22 protein-coding genes are annotated in these 26,541 nt (G+C 73.1%); 14 read left to right on the top strand and 8 right to left on the bottom strand.

Features of this window, described 5'->3' with window-relative positions; genetic code table 11:
• Positions 1–87 precede the first annotated feature (87 nt).
• The 5 genes from EKD16_RS03155 (at position 88) to EKD16_RS03135 (ending at position 4,667) form a co-directional block, all read left to right on the top strand.
• Positions 88–759 (top strand): hypothetical protein, encoded by a 672-nt coding sequence (locus EKD16_RS03155; RefSeq protein ID WP_207391418.1) that lies wholly within the window; start codon positions 88–90, stop codon positions 757–759.
• A 138-nt stretch (positions 760–897) separates the two neighbouring features.
• Positions 898–1,632, top strand: coding sequence for a hypothetical protein (locus EKD16_RS03150; RefSeq protein ID WP_131097008.1), 735 nt, complete (start codon positions 898–900; stop codon positions 1,630–1,632).
• 444 nt (positions 1,633–2,076) lie between these two features.
• Positions 2,077–3,408 carry a UDP-glucose dehydrogenase family protein gene (locus tag EKD16_RS03145; protein ID WP_341351867.1) on the top strand — a complete coding sequence of 444 codons (1,332 nt, stop codon included), beginning with the start codon at positions 2,077–2,079 and terminating at the stop codon, positions 3,406–3,408.
• 96 nt (positions 3,409–3,504) lie between these two features.
• Positions 3,505–3,921, top strand: coding sequence for a CoA-binding protein (locus EKD16_RS03140; RefSeq protein WP_131101957.1), 417 nt, complete (start codon positions 3,505–3,507; stop codon positions 3,919–3,921).
• Between the two features lie 122 nt (positions 3,922–4,043).
• On the top strand, positions 4,044–4,667 hold the full coding sequence (locus EKD16_RS03135; protein WP_242677211.1) for a hypothetical protein: 624 nt from the start codon (positions 4,044–4,046) through the stop codon (positions 4,665–4,667).
• A gap of 67 nt (positions 4,668–4,734) precedes the next feature.
• On the opposite strand, the gene purE is transcribed toward EKD16_RS03135, so the two are convergent.
• Positions 4,735–5,280, bottom strand: coding sequence for a 5-(carboxyamino)imidazole ribonucleotide mutase (purE, locus tag EKD16_RS03130; protein ID WP_131097006.1), 546 nt, complete (start codon positions 5,278–5,280; stop codon positions 4,735–4,737).
• A 341-nt stretch (positions 5,281–5,621) separates the two neighbouring features.
• On the opposite strand from purE, the gene EKD16_RS03125 reads away from it, so the two are divergent.
• Complete coding sequence (locus EKD16_RS03125; RefSeq protein WP_131097005.1) at positions 5,622–6,392, top strand: DedA family protein; 771 nt, start codon at positions 5,622–5,624, stop codon at positions 6,390–6,392.
• 202 nt (positions 6,393–6,594) lie between these two features.
• Entirely contained in the window at positions 6,595–7,233 is a 639-nt protein-coding gene (locus EKD16_RS03120; protein ID WP_131097004.1) for an MBL fold metallo-hydrolase, read from the top strand.
• A gap of 9 nt (positions 7,234–7,242) precedes the next feature.
• Here the strand turns inward: EKD16_RS03120 and EKD16_RS03115 are convergent, their stop codons facing one another.
• The 3 genes from EKD16_RS03115 to EKD16_RS03105 form a co-directional block, all read right to left on the bottom strand.
• Positions 7,243–8,535 carry an ATP-binding protein gene (locus tag EKD16_RS03115; RefSeq protein ID WP_131097003.1) on the bottom strand — a complete coding sequence of 431 codons (1,293 nt, stop codon included), beginning with the start codon at positions 8,533–8,535 and terminating at the stop codon, positions 7,243–7,245.
• A 70-nt stretch (positions 8,536–8,605) separates the two neighbouring features.
• Positions 8,606–9,274 (bottom strand): response regulator transcription factor, encoded by a 669-nt coding sequence (locus EKD16_RS03110; RefSeq protein ID WP_131097002.1) that lies wholly within the window; start codon positions 9,272–9,274, stop codon positions 8,606–8,608.
• A gap of 166 nt (positions 9,275–9,440) precedes the next feature.
• Positions 9,441–9,938, bottom strand: a complete 498-nt coding sequence (locus EKD16_RS03105; RefSeq protein ID WP_131097001.1) for a GtrA family protein — start codon at positions 9,936–9,938, stop codon at positions 9,441–9,443.
• Positions 9,939–10,063: 125 nt separating this feature from the next.
• Between EKD16_RS03105 and EKD16_RS03100 the strand changes: the two genes are divergently transcribed.
• The gene (locus EKD16_RS03100) at positions 10,064–11,221 is read left to right on the top strand and encodes a 5-(carboxyamino)imidazole ribonucleotide synthase (protein WP_131097000.1); all 1,158 of its coding nucleotides are present in this window, start codon (positions 10,064–10,066) and stop codon (positions 11,219–11,221) included.
• 32 nt (positions 11,222–11,253) lie between these two features.
• Here EKD16_RS03100 and EKD16_RS03095 read toward each other — a convergent pair whose 3' ends face one another.
• The 4 genes from EKD16_RS03095 to EKD16_RS03080 all read right to left on the bottom strand — a co-directional run bounded on the left by EKD16_RS03095 (position 11,254) and on the right by EKD16_RS03080 (position 16,980).
• The gene (locus EKD16_RS03095) at positions 11,254–12,261 is read right to left on the bottom strand and encodes an adenylate/guanylate cyclase domain-containing protein (RefSeq protein ID WP_131096999.1); all 1,008 of its coding nucleotides are present in this window, start codon (positions 12,259–12,261) and stop codon (positions 11,254–11,256) included.
• Between the two features lie 281 nt (positions 12,262–12,542).
• Positions 12,543–13,034 (bottom strand): CAP domain-containing protein, encoded by a 492-nt coding sequence (locus tag EKD16_RS03090; RefSeq protein WP_165498483.1) that lies wholly within the window; start codon positions 13,032–13,034, stop codon positions 12,543–12,545.
• Between the two features lie 360 nt (positions 13,035–13,394).
• Entirely contained in the window at positions 13,395–14,264 is an 870-nt protein-coding gene (locus EKD16_RS03085) for a biotin--[acetyl-CoA-carboxylase] ligase (RefSeq protein WP_131096997.1), read from the bottom strand.
• Between the two features lie 115 nt (positions 14,265–14,379).
• Complete coding sequence (locus EKD16_RS03080) at positions 14,380–16,980, bottom strand: phosphoenolpyruvate carboxylase (protein WP_278248938.1); 2,601 nt, start codon at positions 16,978–16,980, stop codon at positions 14,380–14,382.
• A gap of 357 nt (positions 16,981–17,337) precedes the next feature.
• On the opposite strand from EKD16_RS03080, the gene EKD16_RS03075 reads away from it, so the two are divergent.
• From EKD16_RS03075 to EKD16_RS03050, 6 genes are all read left to right on the top strand, one after another.
• Positions 17,338–18,942: an acyl-CoA carboxylase subunit beta gene (locus EKD16_RS03075; RefSeq protein WP_131096996.1), complete on the top strand. Its 1,605-nt coding sequence runs from the start codon at positions 17,338–17,340 to the stop codon at positions 18,940–18,942.
• A gap of 115 nt (positions 18,943–19,057) precedes the next feature.
• Positions 19,058–19,306 (top strand): acyl-CoA carboxylase epsilon subunit, encoded by a 249-nt coding sequence (locus EKD16_RS03070; RefSeq protein ID WP_131096995.1) that lies wholly within the window; start codon positions 19,058–19,060, stop codon positions 19,304–19,306.
• 114 nt (positions 19,307–19,420) lie between these two features.
• On the top strand, positions 19,421–21,205 hold the full coding sequence (locus EKD16_RS03065) for an ATP-binding protein (protein ID WP_131096994.1): 1,785 nt from the start codon (positions 19,421–19,423) through the stop codon (positions 21,203–21,205).
• Between the two features lie 2,121 nt (positions 21,206–23,326).
• Positions 23,327–23,458, top strand: a complete 132-nt coding sequence (locus EKD16_RS26575; RefSeq protein WP_394347335.1) for a putative leader peptide — start codon at positions 23,327–23,329, stop codon at positions 23,456–23,458.
• A gap of 113 nt (positions 23,459–23,571) precedes the next feature.
• Entirely contained in the window at positions 23,572–25,059 is a 1,488-nt protein-coding gene (locus EKD16_RS03055) for a dicarboxylate/amino acid:cation symporter (RefSeq protein WP_131096993.1), read from the top strand.
• Between the two features lie 145 nt (positions 25,060–25,204).
• A complete protein-coding gene (locus EKD16_RS03050) occupies positions 25,205–26,473 on the top strand; it encodes a chemotaxis protein CheA (protein WP_207391417.1) in 1,269 nt (422 codons plus the stop codon).
• The last annotated feature ends 68 nt before the right edge of the window (positions 26,474–26,541 follow it).

Raw genomic sequence — 26,541 nt, 5'->3', positions numbered from 1 at the left:
GCGTCCGAAAAGCCCCGCCACGCGGGCGATACGGTGGAAAACCCGGATGCGTGCCGGGGACCGACGGCGTACTGCTGAGGAGGCACGATGCTGCGCCACCTGATCGGCCTGCTGGCCGGGACGGCCGCCGCCCCGGCCCTGTGGATCGCGCTGGCGTGGTCCGCCGGGCGGGTTTCGGCCACGGCCGAGGGCGGCGAAGGCTTCGGCGGCCCGCTGTCGCTGACTGCCGTCGGCGTGCTGATGGCGGTCGGGATCGCCTGTGGTTTTCTGGCGGGGGCGCGCGTCTCGCCCCTGGCGGCGTTTTGCTGCGGAGGCCTGGTGCTGGGCTATGCGCTGTGGCCGGTGCTGGCTCCGGGCAGCGCTGATGCGCTGCTGCCCGGCTGGATACCCGACGATTCGGCGTTCCACCCGCTGGGCCCCGGACTGCTGCTGGCGCTGCCGCTGGGCACCCTGCTGTTCATCTCCTCGCTCGTGCCGTCGCGCTGGCGCTCCCGGCGCGCCGCCCCGGCGCCGCAGGAGCCGGCCGACGAGGTATACGGTCCCCGCACCGAGCACGCACCCGAACCGGTCGGGCCGCCGATCACCGCCCCCGGTCCCAGCGAAGGCGGCGGCTCCGCCCCGGGCCCCGAGCCGCAGGGCGACCCGGACAAGACGACGACACCGATGCGGCGCCGCCGCGTGGGGCGGCCCCGCTGGGCGGCGACCTCCCCCGAGCCGGAGAGCGACACCCTGCAGTTCCAGCGCGACGAACGTCGCTAGCGAATCGGCGGTTCCGCCCGGGACACCGGCTCTCGTCGAGGGCGGGACCGGCGGGTGCCGGCCCGGCCCCTGGCACACGGCCGCCAGTCCGGGCTAGCGTGAGACTTCCGCGCGTCGGCGATGAGGAGAGTCCGTGCCATGTCCAACGGATTGCGCCATTTCCTCGGCCTGATCGTCGGAATCCTGCTCACCCCCGTATTCGCGGCCGGGTTGGCCTGGGGACCGCACTGGACTTCCGGGATCGGCCTCGGCTACGACCTGGCCGCCGTGCCCGGCGTCGCGCAGTGGGTGCCCTCCGTCGCCGTCCTCGCGGTCCTGGGGCTGCTGCTCGGACTGGCCACTGGTTCGCGGCTGTCGCCGCTGGCGGCTCTGCTGCCCGGCCTGGTGCTCGGTGCGGCCGGTGTCGTCCAGACGGCCGGGCTCCCGGTGCAGATGCCGGGAGTGCGCGACCTGCTGCAGCCGGCAGACGGTCTCGCCCCGTGGTTCGCATGGGGGCCCGTGTTCGCGGTGGTCGGCGCCGCCCTGTTCATCTCCGCCCTGCCGCCGTCGCGCTGGCGCCGCCGGATCCGCCGCGAGGCGGACTACGAGGGGCCGTACAGCGGCTACGAACCTGCCGGCTACGACGACTACGGACCGCGGGGCGGGTGGCGCGAGCAGTCCGCGGAGTCCGGCGCCACGCCGCCGGGAGGCGTGCAGACCACGCAGACGATGTCCTGGGACGCCGACGGCATGCCGCCGCGCTACCACGTGTCCGATCCCACCGGGCCGCAGTCGGCCGGGTGGAACGAGCCGCGCCGCTCGGGATACGCCGGCGCCGGCGAGGAGACCGGCTCGACCCCGCCGCGGTGGGAGGACCGCAACACCGGCCCGTAGCCGGATACAGCACCTCCGCACAGCGCGAAGCGGCGGGGGCGGGCCGGGTACCGCGATCCTTTACCCACGGGTAATCTTGTGGTCGACCGGTTGCTCGCCCAGCGCCACACTGTGCGCGCACCATCGCATGGATCATCGGCGATCTCTCGACTCCACCCGCCCCGCGGTGCCGTGTGGCCGGTTCGACGTTGCGACGGGCACGAAGACGGAAACACTCTCCGCACAGACGCGCGCGGATCCCACCGGCCCGAACGGCCGCACGCGAGAGGAAACCGGGCGCCACGCCTTCGGACGGCCGCCCGGCGCCGCGCGGACGGCACCGGTACGCGCACCGGCGCCGACGCCGCCCCGTGCACACCCGGGGGTAGCATGCCAACGCCGCGGGGCGGGCACCGTGCCGGCGCGGTTGGCAGCGAGGGCAGCTCAGCTTGGAAGGACGGACCATTGGTCGCAGGAACGCGCAGCAGGATCTCCGTCATCGGCACCGGGTACCTGGGTGCCACGCAGGCCGCCTGCATGGCTGAACTCGGCTACGAGGTGCTGGGACTCGACGTCGACCACGCCAAGATCGACAGCCTCTCCGCGGGCCGGGTGCCGTTCTACGAGCCGGGCCTGGAAGAGGTCCTCGTGCGCAACCTCGACAACGGGCGGCTGCGCTTCACCTCCGACTACGACGAGGCGGCCGCCTTCGCCGACATCCACTTCCTGTGCGTCGGCACTCCGCAGCGCGCCGACTCCAACGCCGCCGACCTCGCCTTCGTCGAGGCCGCCGTGGACGCCCTCGCCTCGCGGCTGACCGGCACCGCCGTCATCATCGGCAAGTCGACCGTGCCGGTAGGCACCGCCGGGCGCCTGGCCGAGCGCATCGCCGAGCGCGCGCCCGCCGGCGCCGACATCCACCTGGGCTGGAGTCCGGAGTTCCTGCGCGAGGGCTTCGGTGTCGAGGACACGCTGCGGCCCAACCGCATCGTGATCGGCACCGGCTCCCCCGTCGTCGAGGCCGCCATGCGCGAACTGTGCGCGCCGCAACTGGAGCAGGGCATTCCCTTCCTGGTCACCGACCTGCCCACGGCCGAACTCGTGAAGGTCTCCGCCAACGCCTTCCTCGCCACCAAGATCTCCTTCATCAACGCGATGGCCGAGGTGTCCGAGGCCGCCGGCGCCGACGTCATCAAGCTCGCCCAGGCGCTGTCCTACGACGACCGCATCGGCGGCAAGTTCCTGGGGCCCGGCCTCGGCTTCGGCGGCGGCTGCCTGCCCAAGGACATCCGCGCGTTCATGGCCCGCGCAGACGAACTGGGCGTCGAGCCGGCGCTGTCCTTCCTGCGCGAAGTGGACGCCATCAACCAGCGGCGGCGGGCGCGCACGGTCGATATCGCGCGCGGGCTCATCGGCGGCAGCTTCGCCGGGCGCACGGTGGCGGTGCTCGGAGCCGCGTTCAAACCCAACTCCGACGACATCCGCGACTCCCCGGCACTGCACGTGGCCTCGGCGATCGCCGATCTCGGCGGCAAGGTCACCGTCTACGACCCCGAGGCGCTGGAGCGCGCCAAGCAGGAGTTCCCGGACCTGCGCTATGCGCACAGCATGCTGGAGGCCGCCCGCGACGCCGAGGTGGTGCTGCTGCTGACGGAGTGGGCGGAGTTCCGCGACGCCGACCCCGACGAACTGGCCAAGGTGGTGGCCGAGCCGCGGATCGTGGACGGCCGCAACGCGCTCGACCCTGCCCACTGGCGTGCGCGCGGCTGGACCTACCGCGCCCTCGGCCGCCCCTGACCGGCCCGCCGCCGGTTTCCCGCGCCGCCGATTCCCGTAGCCGGTGCGCCCCGCGCGAGCCGGTTTTGCCGCGCGGTGCATGATGGGGACATGAGCATGAGCGCAGTCTCCGACGAGGCGGCGATCCGCCGGGTGCTGACCGAGAGCCGCGTGTGGGCGGTGGTCGGGCTGGGCGACAACCCGCAGCGGCCCGCCTACAGCGTGGCCAGGTTCCTCAAGGAGCGCGGCAAGCGGATCGTGCCGGTGCACCCCAGTGCGGCCACCGTCCACGGCGAGCCGGGTTACGCCTCCCTCGACGAGATCCCCTTCGAGGTCGACGTCGCCGACGTCTTCCGCCGCTCGGAGGACGCGGGCGGGATCGCCGACGAGGCGCTGGCCCGCCCCGACATCGCGACCGTGTGGTTCCAGCTGGGCGTGGTCGACGCGGACGCCGCCGAGCGGGTGAGCGCCGCGGGGCGCACCATGGTCATGGACCGCTGCCCGGCCATCGAGTGGCCCCGGCTGCTGGGGTGAGCGAGCAGCGCCGGCGCCCCCGAGGGAGTGAGGGAGAGGTCATGGTTGTGCACAGGCGTCGGGTGGCCGCCGCTCTCGGACGCGGCCGGTTCACGTACCCGGTCGAGGGGTAGGAGGCGACCATGCGACGACCGCGCCTCCTCCGCGCCTTGGTCGGCGACAGCTCCGACCCCTCCGGCGAGGGCCGGGCGGGCCGGGTCGACGCGCCACCGGTCGAGGCGGAGCGCGCCGCTGAGCGCCGGGAGCTCGCCGAGACCCACGGCTGGACCTATACCGAGCGCCACCAGGGTGCCATTCAGGGCTGGCCGCGCACGGCGCTGCCGCCCGGCCCGCTTGGGCGGGTGCACCACGAACTCACCGGACGCCACCACGGGCGCCCGTTCCGCATCTTCGACTACGTGCACCGCGGCACCTCCGAGGGGCCCTGGCAGCGGATCGAGGTGTGCGCCGTCGCGCTGCCGGTCCTGGTGCCCTACGTCTACATCCGCGACGTCCCCGCGGCCGACGGCAGCGACGACGTCTACGCGGAGGGGCCGGACACCCGCTTCGCCGTCGAACTGCTCTCCGAATCGCTGCGCGCCGACCTGCGCAGGCACGGCTTCACCGACCTGGTCTTGGACCGCGACGTGCTGATCTGCACCAGCGACGGCGGCGGGCCGGCCGACCCCGAGTCGCGGCTGGAGGCGCTGACCGACCTCGTCGACCGCGTCCCCTCCGATGTGTGGGCCCGCTGGAGCCGGGACTGACCTCCCCGCCGCCGCTCGGCGGCGCGTGCGGCGGCCGCACCGGCCCGCTCCGCTGCGCGGCGTGCGACTACGGCTGGTCGGGTGCGCCGCCGAAGCCGGTAGAGGCGTCGCCCGAAACCTGGCGGCGCAACCGCGCGCCCTTCTCCTGAGCCTGGCTGCGCAGCTCCTCCTGGAACCCGCTCATCCGCTCGCGCAGCTCGGTGTCGTGGGCGGCGAGCATGCGCACCGCCAGCAGTCCCGCGTTGCGGGCGGCGCCCACGGCCACCGTCGCCACCGGGACCCCGGCCGGCATCTGCACCATCGAAAGCAGCGAGTCCATCCCGTCGAGGTGGCGCAGCGGAACGGGCACCCCGATGACCGGCAACGGGGTGACCGAGGCCAGCATGCCCGGCAGGTGGGCGGCGCCGCCGGCGCCGGCGACGACCACCTTGAGCCCGCGCTCGGCGGCCTGGCTGCCGTAGGCGATCATCTCGTGCGGCATGCGGTGCGCGGAGACGACGTCGGCCTCGTAGGCGATGCCGAACACCTCCAGCGCCTTGGCTGCCTCCTCCATGACCGGCCAGTCGGAGTCGCTGCCCATGACGATGCCGACGGCGGGGGCGTCCTCGGTCACTTCTGGTCTCCTTTGCGGGTCGGCGGCACGGCCGCACTGGCGGGGCGGGCGGCCCACGTTCGCCGCCCGGTGACGTGGGCGATCCTACGGCGGGATGCGCCGCGCCGCGCACTACGCAGGCGCCGCCGCGGCCGGAGGCGGCCGCGGGAATCCGGCTCCGCGGCGGAACCGCAGTTCAGCGTAGTCCGCCGCGGGCGGACTCGGCGGCGGGCGCCCCGCCCGGACGCGGCGATGCGGCAGAATTCGTCGGGCGTGCGGGCACCGGTGGCGCGCCGCCGCCGGCCCCCGGTTCCCGCCTGTTCCCCGCTTGCCCCGACTACGTGCGACGGAGCTGGTATCGCATGAACCCCACGCCCTGGCCCCTGTTCTCATCCGCCGCGGCGAAGCCGGCCGCGCAGGGGGTTCCCGGAGCCGAGTACGAAGGCTTCATCGGCTGGGTGCTGAGTCTGATGACCGATATCGGCGAGGTGGGCGTCGGACTCGCGCTGCTGATCGAGACCGTCTTCCCGCCGGTGCCCAGCGAGGCCGTCCTGCCCGGCGCGGGGTTCTTGGCCTATGACCAGAAGATGAACCTGTGGCTGGCGATCCTCTCGGCGACCCTGGGTGCGGTCGTCGGCGCGTGGCTGCTCTACGGCGTGGGAGCGCTGCTGGGCCGCCGGCGGACGCGGTGGATCGTCGACAAGCTGCCGCTGTTCGACCTGGAGGACTTCGACAAGGCGGAGCGCTTCTTCGCCCGGTGGGGCGGTCCCGCGGTGCTGATCGGGCGCTGTGTGCCGCTCGTGCGCAGCCTCGTCTCCATCCCGGCCGGTATCGAGCGGATGGGGATCTGGCGCTTCACCGCCTACACCTTCACCGGAAGCGCGGTGTGGAACAGCATCTGGATCGGGCTCGGGTTCGCTTTCGGTCCGGCGATCGCGCCGGTGCTGGAGCGCTGGAGCGGCCTGCTCAGCAACGCCGTGCTCGTCGCCATCGGCCTGATGTGCGTGTGGTTCGTGGTCTCCCGGGTCCGCCGCAACCTGCTGCGCAGCCGGAACGCGGGCAACGCCCGGTCCGCGGACGAGGCGGCCGACGCCGCGGCCCCGGCCTCCCGGACCGATCACGGCGGCAGGTGAACCGTTTCGCACTCGCCGGGCGCGGGGCCTGCACTCCGCCGGCCGGCGCCGGTACGGTGGTGCCGCGCGCCCGCTGCGGCCCGGAGATCCGACACCGCGGCCGGGCGCAGTCGGACGCGCGCCCCGAGCGGCCGCACCACGTCGAGGGGCGTCGCCGCAGATGCACCGCCAGCAGCACCCGAGCCGGACGGAGGTCCGCTGAATGGCCGAGACGCCCGACGGGGTCCAGAGGGTCGTCACCTCAGGGACCTTCCGCCTCGACGGAGGCGAGTGGGAGGTCGACAACAACGTCTGGGTCGTCGGCAACGAGCGTACGGCGATCGTCGTCGACGCCGCCCACGACCCCGAGGCGATCGCCCGGGCGCTGGGCGGCCGCGAGCTGATGGCGGTGGTGTGCACCCACGCCCACAACGACCACGTCAACGCAGCGGCGGAACTCGCCGATGGGACCGACGCGCCCATTCTGGTGCACCCCGACGACACCGAACTGTGGGCGATGGTCTATCCCGACCGCGAGCCCGACGCTCCGCTGCTGCACGCCGAGTGGCTGCAGGCGGGCGACATCGAACTGGAGGTGCTGCACACGCCCGGGCACAGCCCCGGCGCGGTCTGCCTGCACGCTCCCTCCATCGGCGCGGTCTTCAGCGGCGACACCCTGTTCCAGGGCGGCCCGGGAGCGACCGGCCGGTCCTACTCGGACTTCCCCACCATCGTCGAATCGATCCGCACCCGCCTGCTCTCCCTGCCGCCCGAGACCGTGGTCCTCACCGGCCACGGCGACACCACCACCATCGGCGCCGAGGCACCGCACCTGCAGGACTGGATCGACCGGGGCTACTGACCGCCGCCGTCACACCGGGCTGCTGGCCGACGCCCCTGAGACGGGCCCCGGCGCCGGCGGCAGGAACAGGGCGAAGGTGGTGGGCTGCGACTGGATCAGCTCGACCCGTGCGCCCTCCGATTCGGCGATGTGGCGCGCCAGGGCCAGCCCCAGACCGGTGCCCTCGCCGCCGGTGATCTCGCGTTCGAAGATCCGCCCGGCGATGTCGTCGGGAACTCCCGCCCCCTCGTCGCTGACCTCCACGCGCACCGACCCGCCGCCGTCGACCGTGCGCAGGGTCACGGTGCCGGCGCCGTGGCGGCGCCCGTTGTCGACCAGCGTGGCCACGATCTGGGTGAGATCGGTCGCGGGTATGACGGCTGAAAGGCCGCGTTCACCGGTCAGCACGACATCGCGCCCCTCCTTGCGCAGGATGGGCGCCCACTCGCCGACGAAACGCCGCAAGACGTCGTCCAGGGCGATCGGCTCGGTCTCGGGCTGCTGGCTCTTGCGCGCGCGGCCCAGCAGGCCCTCGACCGTGTCGACCAGCCGCTCGGTCTGGGCGAGCGCCGCCTCGCCCTCCTCGCGGACGGTGTCGGGACTGTCGGCTTCGGCGATGATCTCCTCCAGCCGCATCGACAGCGCGGTGAGCGGCGTGCGCAGCTGGTGGGACGCGTCGGTGGCGAAGTGCCGCTCGGTGGCGATGAGTCCGGCGATCCGCTCGGCGCTGCGGTCGAGCACCTCGGCCACCCGGTCTGCTTCGGAGATCCCGTAGCGGTGCCCCCAGGGCGTCACGATGCCCGAGCCGAGCCGCTCGGCGGTGGCCGCCAGGTCGACCAGGGGCAGGGTGAGCCGCCGCGCCTGCAGCATCGCCAGGCCCACGGCCACGCCGATGGCCAGCAGCGACAGCGACGCGATCCCCGCCCAGGCGTTGACGATGCCCTCGCGTACGCGGTCGGTATCGCGCCAGACCGTGACGGTGTTGCCGGTGGTCGAGCTGGCCGTGGCGCGCACGGTCGGCGGCCCGCCTGGTGCACGCGGGTCGATGTTCCAACCCCCGGCGGTGAGTACCTCGTTGGTCGCCGCCAGCCGGATCTCGATGTAGCGCTCGGGATGCACCTCGGTGAGGCGGTCGAGGTCGACGCTGTTCTGCGCCTCGAGTTCGCTGTCGACCTCGGCCGCGATCACCTGGGCCTCCTGCTCCAGCTGCCGCTCGGCCTGATCGTAGATGCTGGTGTAGGTGAGCGCACCCAGTGGCAGCCCCAGCAGCAGGACCGCGATGACGGCGACCACGAGCGTGGAGAACACCATCCGCCTGCGCATTCACACCCCCACTGCCCGGTCCGTACGGCCCGCGGTCTCGCCTCGGGCCCGGACGGCGGGGCAGGCCCGACTAATCGCGCTCAAACCGGAAGCCGACACCCCGCACGGTGGTGATGTAGGACGGCTGGTTCGCGTCGTCGCCGAGCTTGCGACGCAGCCACGATATATGCATGTCCAGCGTCTTCGTGGATCCCCACCAGTTGGTGTCCCACACTTCGCGCATTATCTGCTCGCGGGTGACCACCTTGCCGGCGTCGCGCACCAGGACCCGCAGCAGGTCGAACTCCTTGGTGGTGAGCTGCAGCTCGCGGTCTCCGATCCAGGCGCGCCGCGAGTCGTTGTCGATGCGGACCCCGTGCACGACCGGGACCTCGGCGCCTCCCCTGCGCAGCAGGGCGCGGACGCGGGCGAGCAGCTCGGCCAGGCGGAACGGCTTGGTGACGTAGTCGTCGGCGCCCGCGTCGAGTCCCACCACGGTGTCGACCTCGTCCGCGCGCGCGGTCAGGATGAGGATCGGTGTGCCGTGGCCCTCGGTGCGCAGCCGACGGGCCACCTCCAAACCGTCCATTTCGGGCAAGCCGAGATCGAGGACCATCAGATCGATGTCGCCCACACGGGCGCGGTCGAGGGTCTCATTGCCGTTGACTGTCACATCGACGGAGTATCCTTCACGCCGGAGTGCGCGCGCGAGGGGCTCGGAGATCGACGTATCGTCTTCGGCCAGCAAAACGCAGGTCATAGGGCTGATCGTAAAACGTCGGCACGTATTTCCCTATGATGCGCGCCGTAAAGGTGAGGGTCGCCCGAAAGCACGCTCGCCACACAACGGACAAACGGTGCCAATTCTCCGCGCTACAAGAATCCTTTACCCGAGGATGCCGAGAATTTATCCCGCGCGCCCCGCCTCAAGAGGGTTCGGGCTGGCGCGCCGAAGCGGCCACCCCGCCTTCGACATCCTGCGCGGGCTCCGACGGCGCCGGGAAGACCCACCGCTTGTAGGACCAGAACCGGAACAGCGTGCCCAGGCCCACGCCGATGACGTTGCCGGCGATGTTCTGCGCGAGCGGGCCGTCCAGGCCGAGGATGTAGACCGAGGTACCCAGCGTCGCCAGTTGGATGCCCAGCCCCACCGCGTTGAGCACGAAGAACAGCGCGTACTCCCGAGCCAGGCCGGTGCGCGCCCGATGGCTGAACGTCCAGAACCGGTTGCCGAGGAAGGCTACGACCGTGGCGATCAGCACCCCCAGCGCCTGGCCCACCAGCGGCGGAGCGTCCAACACCAGCCACAGCACGTTGGTCGCCGCCAGCTGGACCACATAGGCCACCCCGCCGACCGTGCCGAACTTGGCCAGTTCGCGGACCAGCCGGGGCAGCCATCGGGGCAGCCTGTTCATCGGTCGCATAGGGGGAATCCGCTCCTTGCCCAGGTGGTCACTAGAATTCCGTGGGGCGCCGCTGGGTGCTGTGCCAGCCTACTCCCCGCCCTTCGAGCACCCCTACGTTGCAGTCGTCGACGAGTCGAGGAACAGTGAGCGAGCATAAACGGCCCGTCCCCCGCGTGGGGATGGTCGGCGGCGGGCAGCTGGCCCGCATGACCCACCAGGCGGGGATCGCGTTGGGCGTGGACTTCCGCGTGCTGGCGGGGTCGCCGTCCGACAGCGCGGCGCGGGTGTGCGGAGACGTCCACCTGGGCGACGACCGCGGACTCGCCGACATCTCGGCATTCGCCAAGTCCTGCGACGTGCTGACCTTCGACCACGAGCACGTCCCCGAGCCCGTGCTGCGCGAGATCGAGGACGGCGGCGCCGTGGTGCGGCCCGGCCGCGGTGCACTCCGGCACGCCCAGGACAAGCTGCGCATGCGCACCCGCGCCGCGGAGCTGGGGGTCCCCTGCCCGCGCTGGCGCGCGGTGAGCGCGATCGGCCAGATCGAGGCCTTCGGCGCCGAGACCGGCTGGCCGCTCGTCCTCAAAGCGGCGCGCGGCGGCTACGACGGCAAGGGCGTGTGGGTCGTCGGCGACAGCGCAGAGGCGCTGGAGGTGCTGCAGCGCGCCGAGGAGAACGGCGTGCAGCTGCTGGCCGAGGAGAAGGTCGCCTTCCGCCGGGAACTGGCGGTGCAGGTCGCCCGGTCCCCTTACGGTCAGCTCGCCGTCTACCCCGTCGTCGAGACCGTCCAGCGCGAGGGCGTCTGCCACGAGGTCGTCGCCCCCGCACCCGGGCTGGACGACGACAAGGCCACCGCCGCCCAGCAGTTGGCGATCGACCTCGCCCACGCCTTGGACGTCGTCGGCCTGCTCGCCGTGGAGCTGTTCGAGACGGCGGACGGCGTGGTCGTCAACGAACTCGCCATGCGCCCGCACAACTCCGGCCACTGGACCATGGACGGCGCCCGCACCTCCCAGTTCGAGCAGCACCTGCGCGCCGTGCTGGACCTGCCGCTGGGCTCGCCCCGCGCCACCGCGCCCTACACGGTGATGGCCAACGTGCTGGGCGGCGGGGACCCCGACGTCTACGGGCGCTACATCCACGTCATGGCCAAGGACCCCGAGGTCAAGGTGCACTTCTACGGCAAGGAGGTGCGCCCGGGACGCAAAATCGGCCACGTCGACGTGGTCGGCGACGACCCCGACGACCTCCTCGCCCGCGCCCGCGACGCCGCCTCCTACCTGCGCGGCGACCAGGGCTGACCCGCAGGGCCCGGCGGCCGGCGGCCGCCGGGTCAGGCTTCGGGCCCGGCGGGCTCGAAGCTGCGCCGCAGCGCGTAGGGCTGCAGCTGGCCCAACCCGTGGGCGTGGCGCGCCCGCACCGCGACCACCTGCAGAGCGGGATCGTCGCGCAGCAGCTCGGCGAGCGCGTCGTCGATGAGGATCGTGCCGGGGCGGGCGAACGAGGTCAGCCGCGACGAGCGGTTGACGGTGGTGCCGAACACGTCGCCCAGCAGCGCCAGCACCGGGCCGTAGGCCAGGCCGACCCGCACGTCGGGCACCTCGATGTGGGTTTTGACGCCGTCGGCCAGCTGCAGCGCGATCTCGGCCGCCTGGGCGCCGGTGTTGGCGACGTAGAGGATCTCGTCGCCCAGCGTCTTGACCACGCGGCCGCCGCCCGAGGCGACGATGTCGGTGGCGGTGGACTCGAACCCCTCCACCACCTCGGCGAGCTCGACCTCGTCGAGTTCGCGGCTGAGCGTCGTGAAGGACACCAGGTCGGCGAAGCCGACCGCCAGCGGGAAGTAGGTGGGAGCCGCGTCCTCGCTGCTGCGCAGGAACGCGATGCGGCGCGCCACCGAGGCGGCCAGCTGGCGGCGCCAGATGTAGAGCAGCAGGCTCTCGATGTCGGGCATCAGCTCCTGGGAGAAGCCCACCAGCGGACCGTGCGGTTCCTCGTCGGTGCTCTTCTCCGGGGCGTGGGAAAGCGTGGAGAGGATGCTCGTCTGCCATTCCGCGAGCCGGGCCATGGTCTGGCCCATCGCGCGGGCCAACCGGATGGCCGCGTCCTCGTCGAGCACGCCGTTCTTCATCAGCTCGGAGGTGATGCGCAGTGCCTCGACGTCGCCGTCGGTGAAGGCGACGGCGTCCTCACCGCGCGTGGCGAAACCCAGCGCGCGCCACACCCGCTTGGAGAAGTCGCCGTCGGCTCCGGCCAGCTGTACGGCCTCCTCGCGCGTGTAGCGCGCCTCGCCACCGAGCAGGACGGCTTCGATCTCCGATGGGTCGGGACGCGACGACATGGCAACTCTCGTGTTGGAGGTCGGTGCTGCGGGGAAGGCGGCTGCGGCCGGGCTGAGGGGACGTCACCCGCGTATCACTGTCGGTTTAGTACGTGGGGGCGGTGCGCGTCAAGGAACACCCCGCCGCGCTTCGCCCCCGCTCAGGCGCTGCCCTCAAGCTCCGGCGGGTGCCGTACCGCCGCCGTACCGCCATGCCCGCGGTTCGCGTAGCCGGGTTCCCCCTCCCCGGCGGGGTGGCGCCGCCCGGTCGGCATCCCGGGACCGCCGCACAGCGCGCCCGCTCACGCCCGCCCCAGTTCCAGCGTCCAGTAGAGCCGCCCGCCGCGCTCGACGACGCCCGTGCCCAGCTCGGTGTGGCCGCAGTCGAGCATGATGCGGCGGTGACCCGAGCTGTGCCGCCAGTCGCGCACGGTCTCGCCGGCGCTGCGCTGGCCCACGGCGATCAGCTCGCCCGACCACTTCGCGTAGCCCTCGGCCGCGGCCCGGTCGCCGGGAGAGTCCCCGTTTCCGCCGGTGTGGCTGAGCACTCCCCGCTCGGCCATGTCGCGGGAGTGCTTGCGCGCCGCGGAGTCCAGCCGGGCGTCGCGGCGCAGGCGGGCGCACCCGGCCGCGGTGTGGGACCGGTTGACCCGCCGCGCCAGCGCGTCGGCCCGGTCGCGGCGCCGCGGCTCGCTCGGCCCGTTCTCCGCCGTCCCCGGGGCACCGGGCGACGCGGTTCCCGGCGGGCCGAAAGCGGGCGGCACCGGGATTTCGGGGAAGGCGGCATCCGGCACGCTCGGCCGTCCGATCACGGCAGCCCCGGGCGGCGCGGGCGGCTCCGGCGGCCCGGGATCGGCGTCGGCGGCGGACGGGCACAGGACGAGCGCGCAGCAGGCACCCGCGAGCGCCGCGGCGGCGCGGCGCCGGACGGCCGGGACGGCGGACGGCCTCGGATCGGATACTCGGCCCATGGGACGGATCTCCCCTCTGCTTCGACCGGGTCTGGTCCCGACCGGCACCCGGGGCGGGATCCGGATGCAACGGTGACTCTGACCACCTCCCGCAGAAAGTAACCGGGAGTGATCAATTAATAACCGAAGGCATTCAAAAAGTGGCGAAGGGCCGGTGCGAACGGCGGCTGCCGACCGCGGTACTCACTCCGGACGCAGGTGCACGATGTCTCCGGCGCTGTGCGCGGTCTCCGCACCCGCGGCGTCGCGGACGGTCAGGCGACCCGCGTCGTCGATCCCGGCGGCCTCGCCGAGCAGTTCGCCCCCGCCGGGCAGGTGGACGCGCACACGGCGGCCCAGCGTGCCGCAGGAGGACCCGTACTCCCCGGCCAGGCCCGAGCGCCCGGCGTCGCCGCCGGCGGCCGCCCATGCGGTGTAGGCGTCCGCGAACTCCTCCAGCAGCGCCACGGCCAACTCCGCGCGGTCGGTGCCGGCGCCGCAGAGCGCCAGCGACGTGGCCGTCTCGACGGGCAGCTCGTCGCGGCGCTGAGAAACGTTGAGCCCGATGCCGATGACGACGCCGGTACCGCCGCCGCTTGCGCCCGGTGCGGGGAAGGCGGCCTCGGAGAGGATCCCCGCGAGCTTGTGCTCGCTGCCCGCGACCAGGACGTCGTTGGGCCATTTCAGCACGGCGGCGACGTCCGCGCACCGCCGCAGGGCGCGGACCGCGCAGACCCCCATCAGCAGCGGCAGCCAGCCCAGCCGCGTCGGCGGGGTCTCGGGCCGCACCAGGACCGAGGCGGTCAGCGCCGCCCGCGCGGGGGTGGCGAAGCCGCGGGCCAGCCGCCCCCGCCCGGCGGTCTGGTGATCGGCGGCCAGCACGGCGCCGCCGGGCTCGCCGCGCCGCGCCCGGTCGAGCAGCTCGCTGTTGGTGGAGCCGACCTCCGCCAGAACGTCGACGGAACGCCACAGCCCGCCGGGGCGGATCAGGGCGTCCGCCAGCTCCTCGCTGCGCAGCGGCGGCCGGTGCGGGGCGCCCGAAGCGCCGCCCGCGGATTCGGTCGGTGCGGTCATGACACCATTCAACCGCCCCCGGCCGCCGCGCGCGTACGCCGGTGCGCCCCGGCCCGCCGCGGGTCGGCGGGAGGCGCGGGGCGCGAACGGAAGCGCCGACCGGGGGCGGGCGGGCTCAGCCGGTGTTCTGCAACCCGGCGGCCACACCGTTGACCGTCAGCAGCAGCAGCCGCTCCAGGTGGCGCTCGTCCTCCTCCGACAGCGCCTCGGCCTCCTCGCCGCGCAGCGCCTCCAGCGCCCGCAGCTGCAGGTGGGACAGCGCGTCGACGTAGGGGTTGCGCAGATCCACGGCGCGCGAGAGGACACTGCGGTTCTCCAGCAGCCGGTGGTGCCCGGTCACCTTGAGCACGAGGTCGCGGGTGCGGTCGTACTCGTCGAGCACCAGCTCGGTCAGCTCGGGGCGGCCGCCCAGGGCGAGGTAGCGCTCGGCGACGGTGCGGTCGGTCTTGGCCAGGCTCATCTCGGCGTTGTCCAGCAGCGACGAGAACAGCGGCCACTCGTTGTAGGCGGCCTGCAGCTCGTCCGGTGCGCCGGCCGCGCCGAGCCCGGTGCCCAGGCCGAACCAGCCCGGGAGGTTCACCCGGGTCTGGGTCCAGGCGAAGACCCACGGGATGGCGCGCAGGTCGTCCAGTCCGCGCGCGGCGCTGCGCCGCGCGGGGCGTGAACCCAGCCGCAGCTCGCCCAGCTCCTCCAACGGGCTGACCCGCGAGAACCACTCGGCGAAGCCCTCGGCGTCGATCAGCGCGCGGTAGGCGCCGTGGGCGGCTTCGGCGATCCGGTCGGCCAGCTCGCGGTACTTCGCCGACGCCGCGCGGGCCCGGTCCTGCACCTCGTCGGTACTGGCCAGCAGCACCGCGTGGCCGACCTGCTCGATGTGGCGGTGGGCGATGGCGCGCTGGCCGTAGCGGGCGAAGATGACCTCGCCCTGCTCGGTGACCTTGAACCGGCCCGCCACCGAGCCGGGGGCCTGAGCGAGCAGCGCCCGGCTCGCCGGGCCGCCGCCGCGCCCCAGGGACCCGCCGCGGCCGTGGAACATCGTCAGCCGCACCCCGTTGCGCTCGGCCCAGGCGGTGAGCTGGGCCTGGGCGTCGTAGAGGCGCAGGGTGGCGCTCACGGGGCCGACGTCCTTGGCGGAATCGCTGTAGCCCAGCATCACCTCCATGCGCCGTCCGGTGTGCTCCAGGCGCTCCCGCATCCGCGGCAGCTCCAGCATGCCGTCCAGCACGTGCGGCGACGCCTCCAGGTCGGCGCCGGTCTCGAACAGCGGGATGACGTCGAGTACCGGCGCCTGCCCGCTGGGCATGGCGTAGTCGGCCAGCTCGTAGACGGCCGCGATGTCGTCGGCCGAGCGCGTGAAGCTGACGATGTAGCGGCGGCACGCCTCGACGCCGAAGCGCTCCTGGATCCAGGACACCACGCGCAGGGTGGCCAGCACCTCCTGGGTGCGCTCCGAGGGCTCCTCGCCGGCCCGCAGCTCGCGCAGCGCCTGCGCGTGCACCTCGCTGTGCTGGCGGATCTCCAGTTCGGCGAGGTGGAAGCCGAACGTCTGGGCCTGCCAGATCAGGTGCTGCAGCTCGCCGTTGGCCTGGCGGTCGGCTCCGGCTCGGGCCAGCGAGTCCTGGACCTGGCGCAGGTCGGCCAGAAACTCGTCGGGACCGGAGTAGGACAGGTCGGCGTCGCGTTCGCGGGTGGCGCGCAGGCGCTCGGTGGCGAAGAGCAGCGCCTGGCGGTGCGGCTCGTTGGGCGAGCGCTTGGTGATCTCTGCCATGGTCCGCGGATAGCCGGCCTCGGCCGCCGCCAGCGCGTCGCGCAGCTCGGCGCTCGCCGGGGTGAGGTTGCCGTAAGCGGTCTGGGTCCGCGCGATGCGGCCGCAAGCGTTTTCCAGGGCGCGCAGCACGTGGTCGGACTGGATCGAGATGGCTTCGCGGGTGACGTCGTGGGTGACGAACGGGTTGCCGTCGCGGTCGCCGCCGATCCAGCTGCCGTAGCGCACGAACGGGCGGGCGCGGGCGGGTTCGCGGCCGGTGCCCTCGGGGTCGATGGCGGCGTCCAGGGACCGGTAGATCTCCGGGACGACCTGGAAGATGGTCTCGTCGAAGGCGGCGAGCGCGGTGCGCACCTCGTCCAGCGGGTCGAGCTTGGTGTAGCGCAGCTGGGAGGTGCGCCAGAGCAGGTCGACCTCCTCCAACATGCGCCGCTTGGCCTCGGCCTCGGCACTGCTGCCGGGATGGGAGCCGTGCATCCGGTCCAGCTGGCCGCTGACACGCAGGATGGCCGTGGAGACCGCGCGGCGCCTGGCCTCGGTGGGGTGGGCGGTCAGCACCGGGTGGAACTCCATGCCGTCCACCAGCTCGCGCAGCGCGTCCTCGCCGGCGCTGTCGCGGACGGCGCGCACGGCCGCGGCCAGCGACTCGCGCGGCGGGTGGTCGGCGTCGTCGCGCTCGCGCAGGGCGCGGATGCGCTGGTGCTCCTCGGCGAGGTTGGCCAGATGGAAGTAGACGGTGAAGGCGCGGGCCACCTGTTTGGCGCGTTCCAGCGGCCAGGATGCCACCAGCCGGGTGATCTCTTCGCCGTCGACCGAGCCGTCCCGGGCGCCGATGACGGCGCGCCTCAGCCGCTCGACGTCGGCGAGAAGGTCCTCTCCGCCGCTTTCGGCCAGGACCGTTCCGAGCATCTCGCCCAGGAGCCGCACGTCGCCGCGCAACTGGTCGGGCATCTCCTGGCGAGCACTGTCGCGTTCCGCGCTTACCGCTGTCATGTGCACGACCTTACCCAGATTGGTCTGAACCATTGTTGAACGGGGACTGCCGGTCCGGCATCGCCCCTGGGCGCGGCCCCGGCGGCAGGCCGGAACAAGGTCGCCCGGGCCGGGGATCGCGTTCGCCCCTTCTCACTGGTGCGGGTACCCGCGCGGGGGCCCGCGGACGCATCGGCGGCGGCGTTCGAATCGGTGGTTCGCAGGCGGACGCCATCCGCGTCGGTGCAAGCCAGGGCTGTGCACGAGGCCACCTACCGACCGGTAACCACGGGGACGTCACCGCGGCGCCGACGGGCGGGGCTATCGTGAGGCGTTATGGCCACCGAAGCCCCTGAACCGCGGCCCGCGGCCGAGATCGACATCCACACCACCGCGGGCAAGCTCGCGGACCTGCAGCGCCGCCGGCACGAGGCGGTGCACGCGGGCTCCGAGCGAGCAGTCGAAAAGCAGCACGCGAAGGGGAAGATGACCGCGCGCGAGCGCATCGACGCGCTGCTCGACCCCGAGTCGTTCGTCGAGTTCGACACCTTCGCGCGGCACCGCTCCACCAACTTCGGACTCGACGCCGCCCGCCCCTACGGCGACGGCGTCGTCACCGGACACGGCACGGTGGACGGCCGGCCCGTCGCCGTCTTCAGCCAGGACGTCACCGTCTTCGGGGGCTCACTCGGCGAGGTCTACGGCGAGAAGATCGTCAAGCTCCTCGACCACGCGCTGAAGACCGGCTGCCCGGTCGTGGGCATCAACGAGGGCGGCGGCGCGCGCATCCAGGAGGGCGTGGTCGCCCTCGGCCTCTACGGCGAGATATTCCAGCGCAACACCCGCGCCTCCGGCGTCATCCCGCAGATCTCGCTGATCATGGGCGCCGCCGCCGGCGGCCACGTCTACTCCCCGGCGCTGACCGACTTCACCGTCATGGTCGACCAGACCTCGCAGATGTTCATCACCGGCCCCGACGTCATCAAGACCGTCACCGGCGAGGACGTAACGATGGAGGACTTGGGCGGCGCACGCTCGCACAACGCCAAGTCCGGTGTCGCCCACTACATGGCCGCCGACGAGGACGACGCGCTGGACTACGTGCGCGACCTGCTGTCCTACCTGCCCGCCAACAACCTGGAGGACCCGCCCGAGACGGAGGCCCCCGGCGAGGACGGGATCACCGACGCCGACCGGGAGCTGGACACCTTCGTCCCCGACTCGGCGAACCAGCCCTACGACATGCACCGGGTGGTCGAGCGTGTCCTCGACGACGGCGCCTTCCTGGAGGTCCAGGCACAGTTCGCCACCAACATCGTGGTCGGCTACGGCCGTGTCGAGGGCCGGCCGGTGGGTGTGGTCGCCAACCAGCCGATGAGCCTGGCGGGGTGCCTGGACATCGACGCCTCCGAGAAGGCGGCGCGCTTCGTGCGCACCTGCGACGCGTTCAACGTGCCCGTGCTGACCTTCGTCGACGTGCCGGGCTTCCTTCCCGGCACCGACCAGGAGTGGAACGGCATCATCCGCCACGGCGCCAAGCTCATCTACGCCTATGCCGAGGCCACCGTCCCGCTGGTCACCGTCATCACCCGCAAGGCCTACGGCGGCGCCTACGACGTCATGGGCTCCAAGCACCTGGGCGCCGACATCAACCTGGCCTGGCCTACCGCCCAGATCGCGGTCATGGGCGCGCAGGGCGCGGTCAACATCCTGCACCGGCGGAGGCTGGCCGCCGCCGAGGACGCCGAGGCCGAACGCGCGCAGCTGATCGAGGACTACGAGGACACCCTGCTCAACCCGTACTCCGCCGCGGAGCGGGGTTACGTCGACGGGGTCATCCTGCCCTCCGAGACCCGCACCTCGGTGGCCAAGGCGCTGCGGTCGCTGGCGAACAAGCGCGCCCAACTGCCGCCGAAGAAGCACGGGAACATTCCGCTGTGAAGCGCGGGACGGCGCCCGGCGGTGGTTGCGGCACCCCCCGGCGGTCGGTGGCGTCGCGCCCGGGCAGTGGAGGACAGACGGGAACGCGGCACCCCGATGCGGAGGCGGGAAGGCGATGACGACCGATTCAGCCGGGCAGGGACCGGGTTCGGCGACGTTCCTGCGGCTGGTCCGCGGCGAACCCGCGCCCGAGGAGGCCGCGGCCCTGGTCGCGGTGCTGACCGCGCGCGCCCGCGCCGCCCGGGGGGCCCGCGCCGGCGCGGCGCCCGCGCCCCCGTCGGGCTGGCGCGACCGCTCCCGGACGCTGCGCACACCGCCCGCGCCCGGTCCGGGCGCGTGGCGCGGAGCCTACCGGCCGGGCTGAGGCCGCCCCCGACCACGGCCGGGACCGCGGTGGCGGCGCCGGCCCACCAGCTCTGAAGATCCGTCCCAACCCGGCGCGGCCCCCGCGGACGCCGGATCAGGAGGAAGACCCACCGTGCGCAAAGTACTGATCGCCAATCGGGGCGAGATCGCGGTCCGCATCGCACGCGCCTGCCGCGACGCCGGCATCGCCAGCGTGGCCGTCTACGCCGAACCCGACCTGGACGCCCTGCACGCCAAGGTCGCCGACGAAGCCCACGCGCTGGGCGGGACGAGTCCGGCCCAGAGCTATCTCGACATCGGCAGGATCCTCGACGTCGCCGAGCGCACCGGCGCCGACGCAGTCCACCCCGGCTACGGTTTCCTCGCCGAGAACGCCGACTTCGCGCAGGCGGTCATCGACGCCGGACTGACCTGGATCGGCCCCCCGCCCGCGGCGATCAACGCGCTGGGCGACAAGGTCGCCGCCCGCCACATCGCCCAGAAGGTGGGTGCGCCCCTGGTAGCCGGCACGCCCGAGCCGGTCTCCGGCGCCGAGGAGGCCGTGGCATTCGCCGAGGAGCACGGGCTGCCGATCGCCATCAAGGCGGCCTTCGGCGGCGGAGGGCGCGGCCTCAAGGTCGCCCGGTCGGCCGAGGAGGTCGCCGACGCCTACGAGTCGGCGGTGCGCGAGGCGGTGGCGGCGTTCGGCCGCGGCGAGTGCTTCGTGGAGCGCTACCTCGACCGGCCGCGCCACGTCGAGACCCAGTGCCTGGCCGACACCCACGGCAACGTGGTGGTGGTCTCCACCCGCGACTGCTCGCTGCAGCGGCGCCACCAGAAACTCGTCGAGGAGGCACCGGCCCCCTTCCTCAGCGCCGAGCAGGTGGAGCTGCTGTACTCCTCCTCCAAGGCGATCCTGGCCGAGGCCGGCTACGTGGGCGCGGGCACCTGCGAGTTCCTGGTGGGCACCGACGGCACCATCTCGTTCCTGGAGGTCAACACCCGGCTGCAGGTCGAACACCCGGTCACCGAGGAGGTCGCCGGGATCGACCTGGTCCGCGAGATGTTCCGCATCGCCGACGGCGAGGAGCTGGGCTACGGCGACCCGGACCTGCGCGGCCACTCCTTCGAGTTCCGCATCAACGCCGAGGACGCCGGCCGCGGCTTCATGCCGGCGCCGGGCACCATCACCGCGCTGAACCTGCCGGGCGGCCCGGGGGTGCGCGTGGACACCGGCTGCGAGGCCGGGTTCACCGTGCCGCAGGCGTTCGACTCGATGGTGGCCAAGCTGATCGTGACCGGCCGCACCCGCGCCGAGGCGCTGCAGCGCTCGCGGCGGGCACTGGCCGAGTTCGAGGTCGGCGGCATGCCCACGGCCATCCCCTTCCACCTGGCCGTGATCGAGAACCCGGCCTTCGCGCCTGCGGCCCCCGATGCCCCGTTCTCGGTGTTCACACGCTGGATCGAGACCGAGTTCGACAACCGCATCGAGCCCTACTCCGAACCCGTCGAGCAGGCCGAACCCGGCGAGCGCGAACCGGTCACCGTCGAAGTGGGCGGCAGGCGCTTGGAGGTCGTGCTGCCCGCCGGCTTGGGTGCGGCGGCCGGCGGCGCGGGGGCGTCGGGGGCCAAGAAGCCCGCCGGGCGCTCCGGCCGACGCGGCGGCGGCCGCACCGGCGGCACGGCGGCCGCGGCGGGCGGCGACGCGCTGGTCTCGCCGATGCAGGGCACGGTGGTCAAGGTGGTCGCCGAGGACGGCCAGACCGTCGCCGAGGGCGACCCCGTGGTCGTCATCGAGGCGATGAAGATGGAGCAGCCGCTCACCGCGCACAAGCCCGGCGTGGTCACCGGGCTGTCGGTGGCCGCGGGCGACGGCCTCAGCAACGGCGGCGTGGTCTGCGAGATCAAGGACGAATGACAAGACCGATCCGTACGTGCGTGAGCCCCCGGCTCCTGCCGGCTGGTGAGGGCGGCAGGAGCCGGGGAAGCAGGGGCGGGGATGGCGGCTCCGGCCTGCTGTGCGGCCTTGTGGTCTGCCGGGTGGCGGGTGGTCTTGGCTGAAAAGCGGCGCCGAGGTCGGCGGATGACCGGGCCTGCGGTTGACGGGCCGGGTGCTCGCCGGTGGCGGCAGCCGACGGGGCGGCTCGGATCCGCTGGGCGGCCTTGTCAGCCTGCCGGGTGGCGGGTGGTCTTGACTGAAAAGCGGCGCCGAGGTCGGCGGATGGCCGGGCCTGCGGTTGACGGGTCGGGTGCCCGCCGGTGGCGGCAGCCGACGGGGCGGCTCGGATCCGCTGGGCGGCCTTGTCAGCCTGCCGGGTGGCGGGTGGTCTTGACTGAAAAGCGGCGCCGAGGTCGGCGGATGGCCGGGCCTGCGGTTGACGGGTCGGGTGCTCGCCGGTTGGGCGTGCGGCGGGGCGGCTCGGGTCTGCTGGGCGGCCTTGTGGTCTGCCGGGTGGCGGGTGGTCTTGACTGAAAAGCGGCGGCAACGGTGGCGGAGGGCTTGGCCCGCGCCCAACGGGCCGGGTGCCCGCCGGTGGCGCGCGCGACGGGGGCGGCGACGACGGCGGCGGGGCCGGGCCTGCGGCGGTCGAGGCGGCGGTCGGGCAGCCGGGTCGGGGCCACGAGATGCACATACGTGCGGCGGCATCCGCCTCGGTGTCGCCCCGAGGTGCTGTCCTCGCATTGTCATTCCGCGATACGAAAGAACGGGGGGTGTTTTGCCCACTGATGCCCGAGTTCCCGGTGGGCTCGCAGCCGCGCTGCGGCGGCGGTGGCGCACGAGGCGCGCCGAATGGCGCAAAGAACGCCCCTGACGTCGACTTTTCGTGCACCTCGTCGCCACCGCGCCCGCCGAGGCCACCCGCAAAACGGGCATAGCCCCCCAAAAGTCCACCCCATCGGGGGTGGGGCACCCGGAGGCCGCGCTCGGGCGCCACGAGCGACGTGTCGTCGCCACCTCGGCCCCCGATCCGGCGCACCACCGGGGCCGTGCGGGCGCCCGCGACCGCACCCCGCCGCGCGGCCTCCGCCCGGTGCGAGTCCGGCCACAACACGGCGGTACCACGTCGGCCAACCGGTGCCGGTATGTCCGGTATGCCGGTTCACCCGGCGTCTATCGCGAACTTATGGCCGCGGAATACGCTTACCTGCGACCATAAGTTCGCGATAGACGGGCCAAGCCGCGCCGCGTCTGTCTGCAGGGACGCGGGTTCAGGGGGTGAGTGCAACACCGGCTCCGCACGGAGGTGTTGTGATGAATACCCACCCCCGGGGGGGCGGCCCCCGCTGGCCGCCGCCACCGGCGAGCACCCGAACCGCCGACCGCAGGCCCGGCCCACCGCCGCCCTCGCCGCCGCTTTCCAGGCAAGACCACCCGCCGCCCGGCCGACCAGCAAGACCGCCCAGCAGACCCGACCCGCCGCAACCGCCACCGGCGAGCACCCGACCCGTCGACCGCGGGGGCAGCCCTCCGCTGTCCTCGGTGCCCGTCGTTCCCCGTGAGGTCACCCGCTTCCCGGCAGACCAACAAGGCCGCCCAGCGGACCGCTGCCGCCCCCCACACGGACCACCGGCGAGCACCCGAACCGATGGGCGCAGGCCCGGCCATCCGCCGCCCTCGCCGCCGCTTTTCCGTGAGGCCACCCGTCGCCCGGCAGACCAACAAGACCGCACAGCAGGCCCAACCCGCCCCGCCGCAACCGTCACCGGCGAGCACCCGAACCGGTGACCGGGCCCGGCCCACCGCCGCCCTCGCCGCCGCTTTCCAGGCAAGACCACCCGCCACCCGGCAGACCAACAAGGCCGCCCAGCGGACCGCTGCCGCCCCCCACACGGACCACCGGCGAGCACCCGAACCGATGGGCGCAGGCCCGGCCATCCGCCACCGTCGCCGCCGCTTTTCCGTGAGGCCACCCGTCGCCCGGCAGACCAACAAGACCGCACAGCAGGCCCAACCCGCCCCGCCGCCACGCACCGCCACCCCTGCGCCGGGTCGGCGGACCTGTGACGCTCCTGCACCCACCGTGTGATCCGCGTGACAATGGGCGCCGACCGGGGAATAACGCGGCGATGGTCGGCATTGTGCTCGTTCGTGACGAATCTTTGGGGTCTGACCGGGCGGCGGCACATCGACCTGTGCCGTATCGCGTCGCAGGCGTGTCGACGGAGCTGAGACCTCCACCGGCCCGGTCCCGGCGCACCGGTCGCCACCGGCAGCGCCGACTTCCCCCGAGGTACCCCGCCACCCGCGGGGCGCCGTCCACGTCCTGACCCGGGAGTCACACCGTGCTATCCGCACTGCGACGCATACCCTTCACCGTCCAGGTCCTCGCCGCTCTGGTCGTCGGCATCGCCCTGGGCGTGGTCGCCCGCCAGCTGGGCGGCACCGCCGAGGACCCCAACTGGCTGGCGCTGACCCTCGACACCGTCGGCTCCACGTTCGTGACGCTGCTGCGCACGATCGTCCCGCCGCTCATCGTGCTGGCGGTCATCTCCTCCATCGCCAACCTGCGCCACACCTCCAACGCCGCCCGGCTCGCGGGGCAGACCCTGCTGTGGTTCGCCATCACCGCGCTGATCGCCGTCGCCATCGGGATCGGGCTGGGCCTGCTCATCCAGCCGGGCGTCAACAGCGGTGTGGACGCCGGCACCGCCGAGGCACCCGACGCCTCTTCGCAGGGCTCGTGGCTGGCGTTCCTGGAGAGCCTGGTCCCCGTCAACTTCCTCGGGCTGACGGCAAGCACCACCGAGGAGGCGGGCTCCCTCACCACCGCCCTGGACTTCAACGCCCTCCAGCTCATCGTCATCGCGATCGCGATCGGCGTCGCGGCCGTGCGTGTGGGGTCGGCCGCCGAACCGTTCCTGGCCTTCACCCGCTCCGCGCTGAGCGTGGTCCTCAAGGTGCTGTGGTGGGTTATCCGGCTGGCCCCGCTGGGCACCATCGGGCTGCTCGGCAACGCCGTCTACAGCTACGGCTGGACGACCGTGGGCGCCCTCGGCCGGTTCGCGCTGGCGATCTACATCGGGCTGGCGCTGGTGCTGTTCGTCGTCTACCCGGTGCTGGCGCGCCTGCACGGGCTGTCGCCGCTGAAGTTCTTCACCGGGGTGTGGCCGGCGGTGCAGCTCGGCTTCGTCTCGCGCTCCTCGATGGGCACCATGCCGGTGACCGAGCGCGTGGCCGAGACCAACTTCGGCGTGCCGCGGCACTACGCGTCCTTCGCCGTTCCCTTCGGCGCCACCACCAAGATGGACGGCTGCGCCGCGATCTACCCGGCCATCGCCGCGATCTTCGTGTCGCAGTTCTACGGCGTGCCGCTGAGCCCGACCGACTTCCTGCTCATCGTCTTCGTGTCGGTGATCGGCTCCGCCGCCACCGCCGGCACCACCGGCGCCACCGTCATGCTGACCCTGACCCTGTCCACGGTGGGGCTGCCGCTGGAGGGCGTCGGCCTGCTGCTGGCCGTCGACCCGATTCTCGACATGGGCCGCACCGCCACCAACGTCGCCGGACAGGCGTTCGTGCCGGCTCTGGTCGCCAAGCGCGAGAAGATCATGGACGTGGCGCGCTTCCACGCCACGCGCGGCCTGAACGGCTTCGTCGCTCCCGACACCGGCGCGGGCCTGCGGGCCGACGCCGAGGAGGCCGCGGCCGAGGCAGCCCGGAGCGAGGCCGCGACCGACACCGACACCGCCGAGGACGCGGCCGCGTCGGGCGGTGACGACTCCTCCGGCGACCGCACCGGGGCCGCGGCCCGCACGGGTTCGGCCCCCTGACGCCTCCCACCTGCGACCCGCTCGACGGGCGGCCCGCCGCAGCGGCGGGCCGCCCGTAGTCTGGATCCGACAGCCGCCGGTTCCCGCGGGAACCTTCCAGCCTTCCTGTTCGTCTGTGCAAGTGAGGGAGGCGAGAGGAACGATCATGATGCGTCGCTTGGTAGTACCCGCCCTGCTCGCCGCAGGGCTCAGCGCTGCGGCCATGGCACCCGCCAGCGCCGATTCCGTCCCGGCGTCGGGCGAGGTCGTCGACGCGCTGCGGAACGACAACGTCTACATCGACCCCGACATCACCACCGACCAGCTGCCCCAGGCCGAACGGGATGCGCTGGCCGACGCCGCAGACTCGGCGGCCAACCCCACCTACTACGTCGTGCTCCCCTCGGGCACGCTCAACTCCGAGGCCAGCGTCAACAACTACATCCAGGACATCCAGCCCGAGGTCGGCGACGGCACCTACGCCGTGCTCGCCGGCTCCGACGAGCTGGTGATCAACTCCACCGAACTCACCGCCCAGGGGAACGACGAGCTCGAACAGCAGCTCCTCTCCCAGGGCGAGGGCCAGATCGACACCCTCGTGGCCGTCCCCGACACCGTCGAGGAGCGGCAGTCCGCCGACGCCGCCTCCGACGTGTTCGGGACGATGCTGCTCGGCCTGCTGGTGGTCGGCGTGGCCGGCGGCGGCTTCTTCCTCTACCGCGGCAAGAAGCGCCGCGACGAGCAGAAGGCCAAGGAGCTGGCCGAGATCAAGCAGATGGCCAACGAGGACGTCGTCCGCCTCGGCGAGGACATCGCCGGCCTGGAGATCGACCTCTCCAAGGTCGACGAGGACACGCGCACCGACTACAGCCGCGCGATGGACTCCTACGACCGCGCCAAGGCCACGCTCGACACCATCTCCGAGCCGGACCAGGTGAAGCAGGTCACCAACGCGCTGGAGGACGGCCGCTACCACATGGTCGCCACCCGCGCCCGGATGAACGGCGAGCCGCTGCCCGAGCGGCGCCAGCCCTGCTTCTTCAACCCCCAGCACGGCCCCTCGCAGCAGGACGTGACGTGGGCGCCTCCGGGCGGGACCGACCGCTCGGTACCGGCCTGCCCCTCGTGCGCCCAGGCGGTCCTCTCCGGCCGCGACCCCGACGTCCGCCAGGTCGAGGTCGACGGGCGGCGCCGGCCCTACTACGACGCCGGACCGGCCTACGCGCCCTACGCGGGCGGGTACTTCGGCATGGACATGATGATGGGCATGTTCACCGGCATGATGATGGGCTCGATGATGGGGTCCATGATGGGCGGCGGCATGCTCGGCGGCGACATGGGCGGTGACATGGGCGGCGATATGGGAGGCGACTTCGGCGGAGGCGGCGATTTCGGCGGCTTCGGCGGAGGCGACTTCGGCGGGTTCGACTTCTAGCCGGTCCCACTCGCGTCCTTCACGCAGCGAAAGGCCCCGGCGGGCGCGCCCGCCGGGGCCTTTCGCGT

Origin of the sequence: Streptomonospora litoralis (genome assembly GCF_004323735.1) — a bacterium.
Lineage (GTDB): Bacteria > Actinomycetota > Actinomycetes > Streptosporangiales > Streptosporangiaceae > Streptomonospora > Streptomonospora litoralis.
This window is presented reverse-complemented; position numbering and strand designations above follow the sequence as displayed.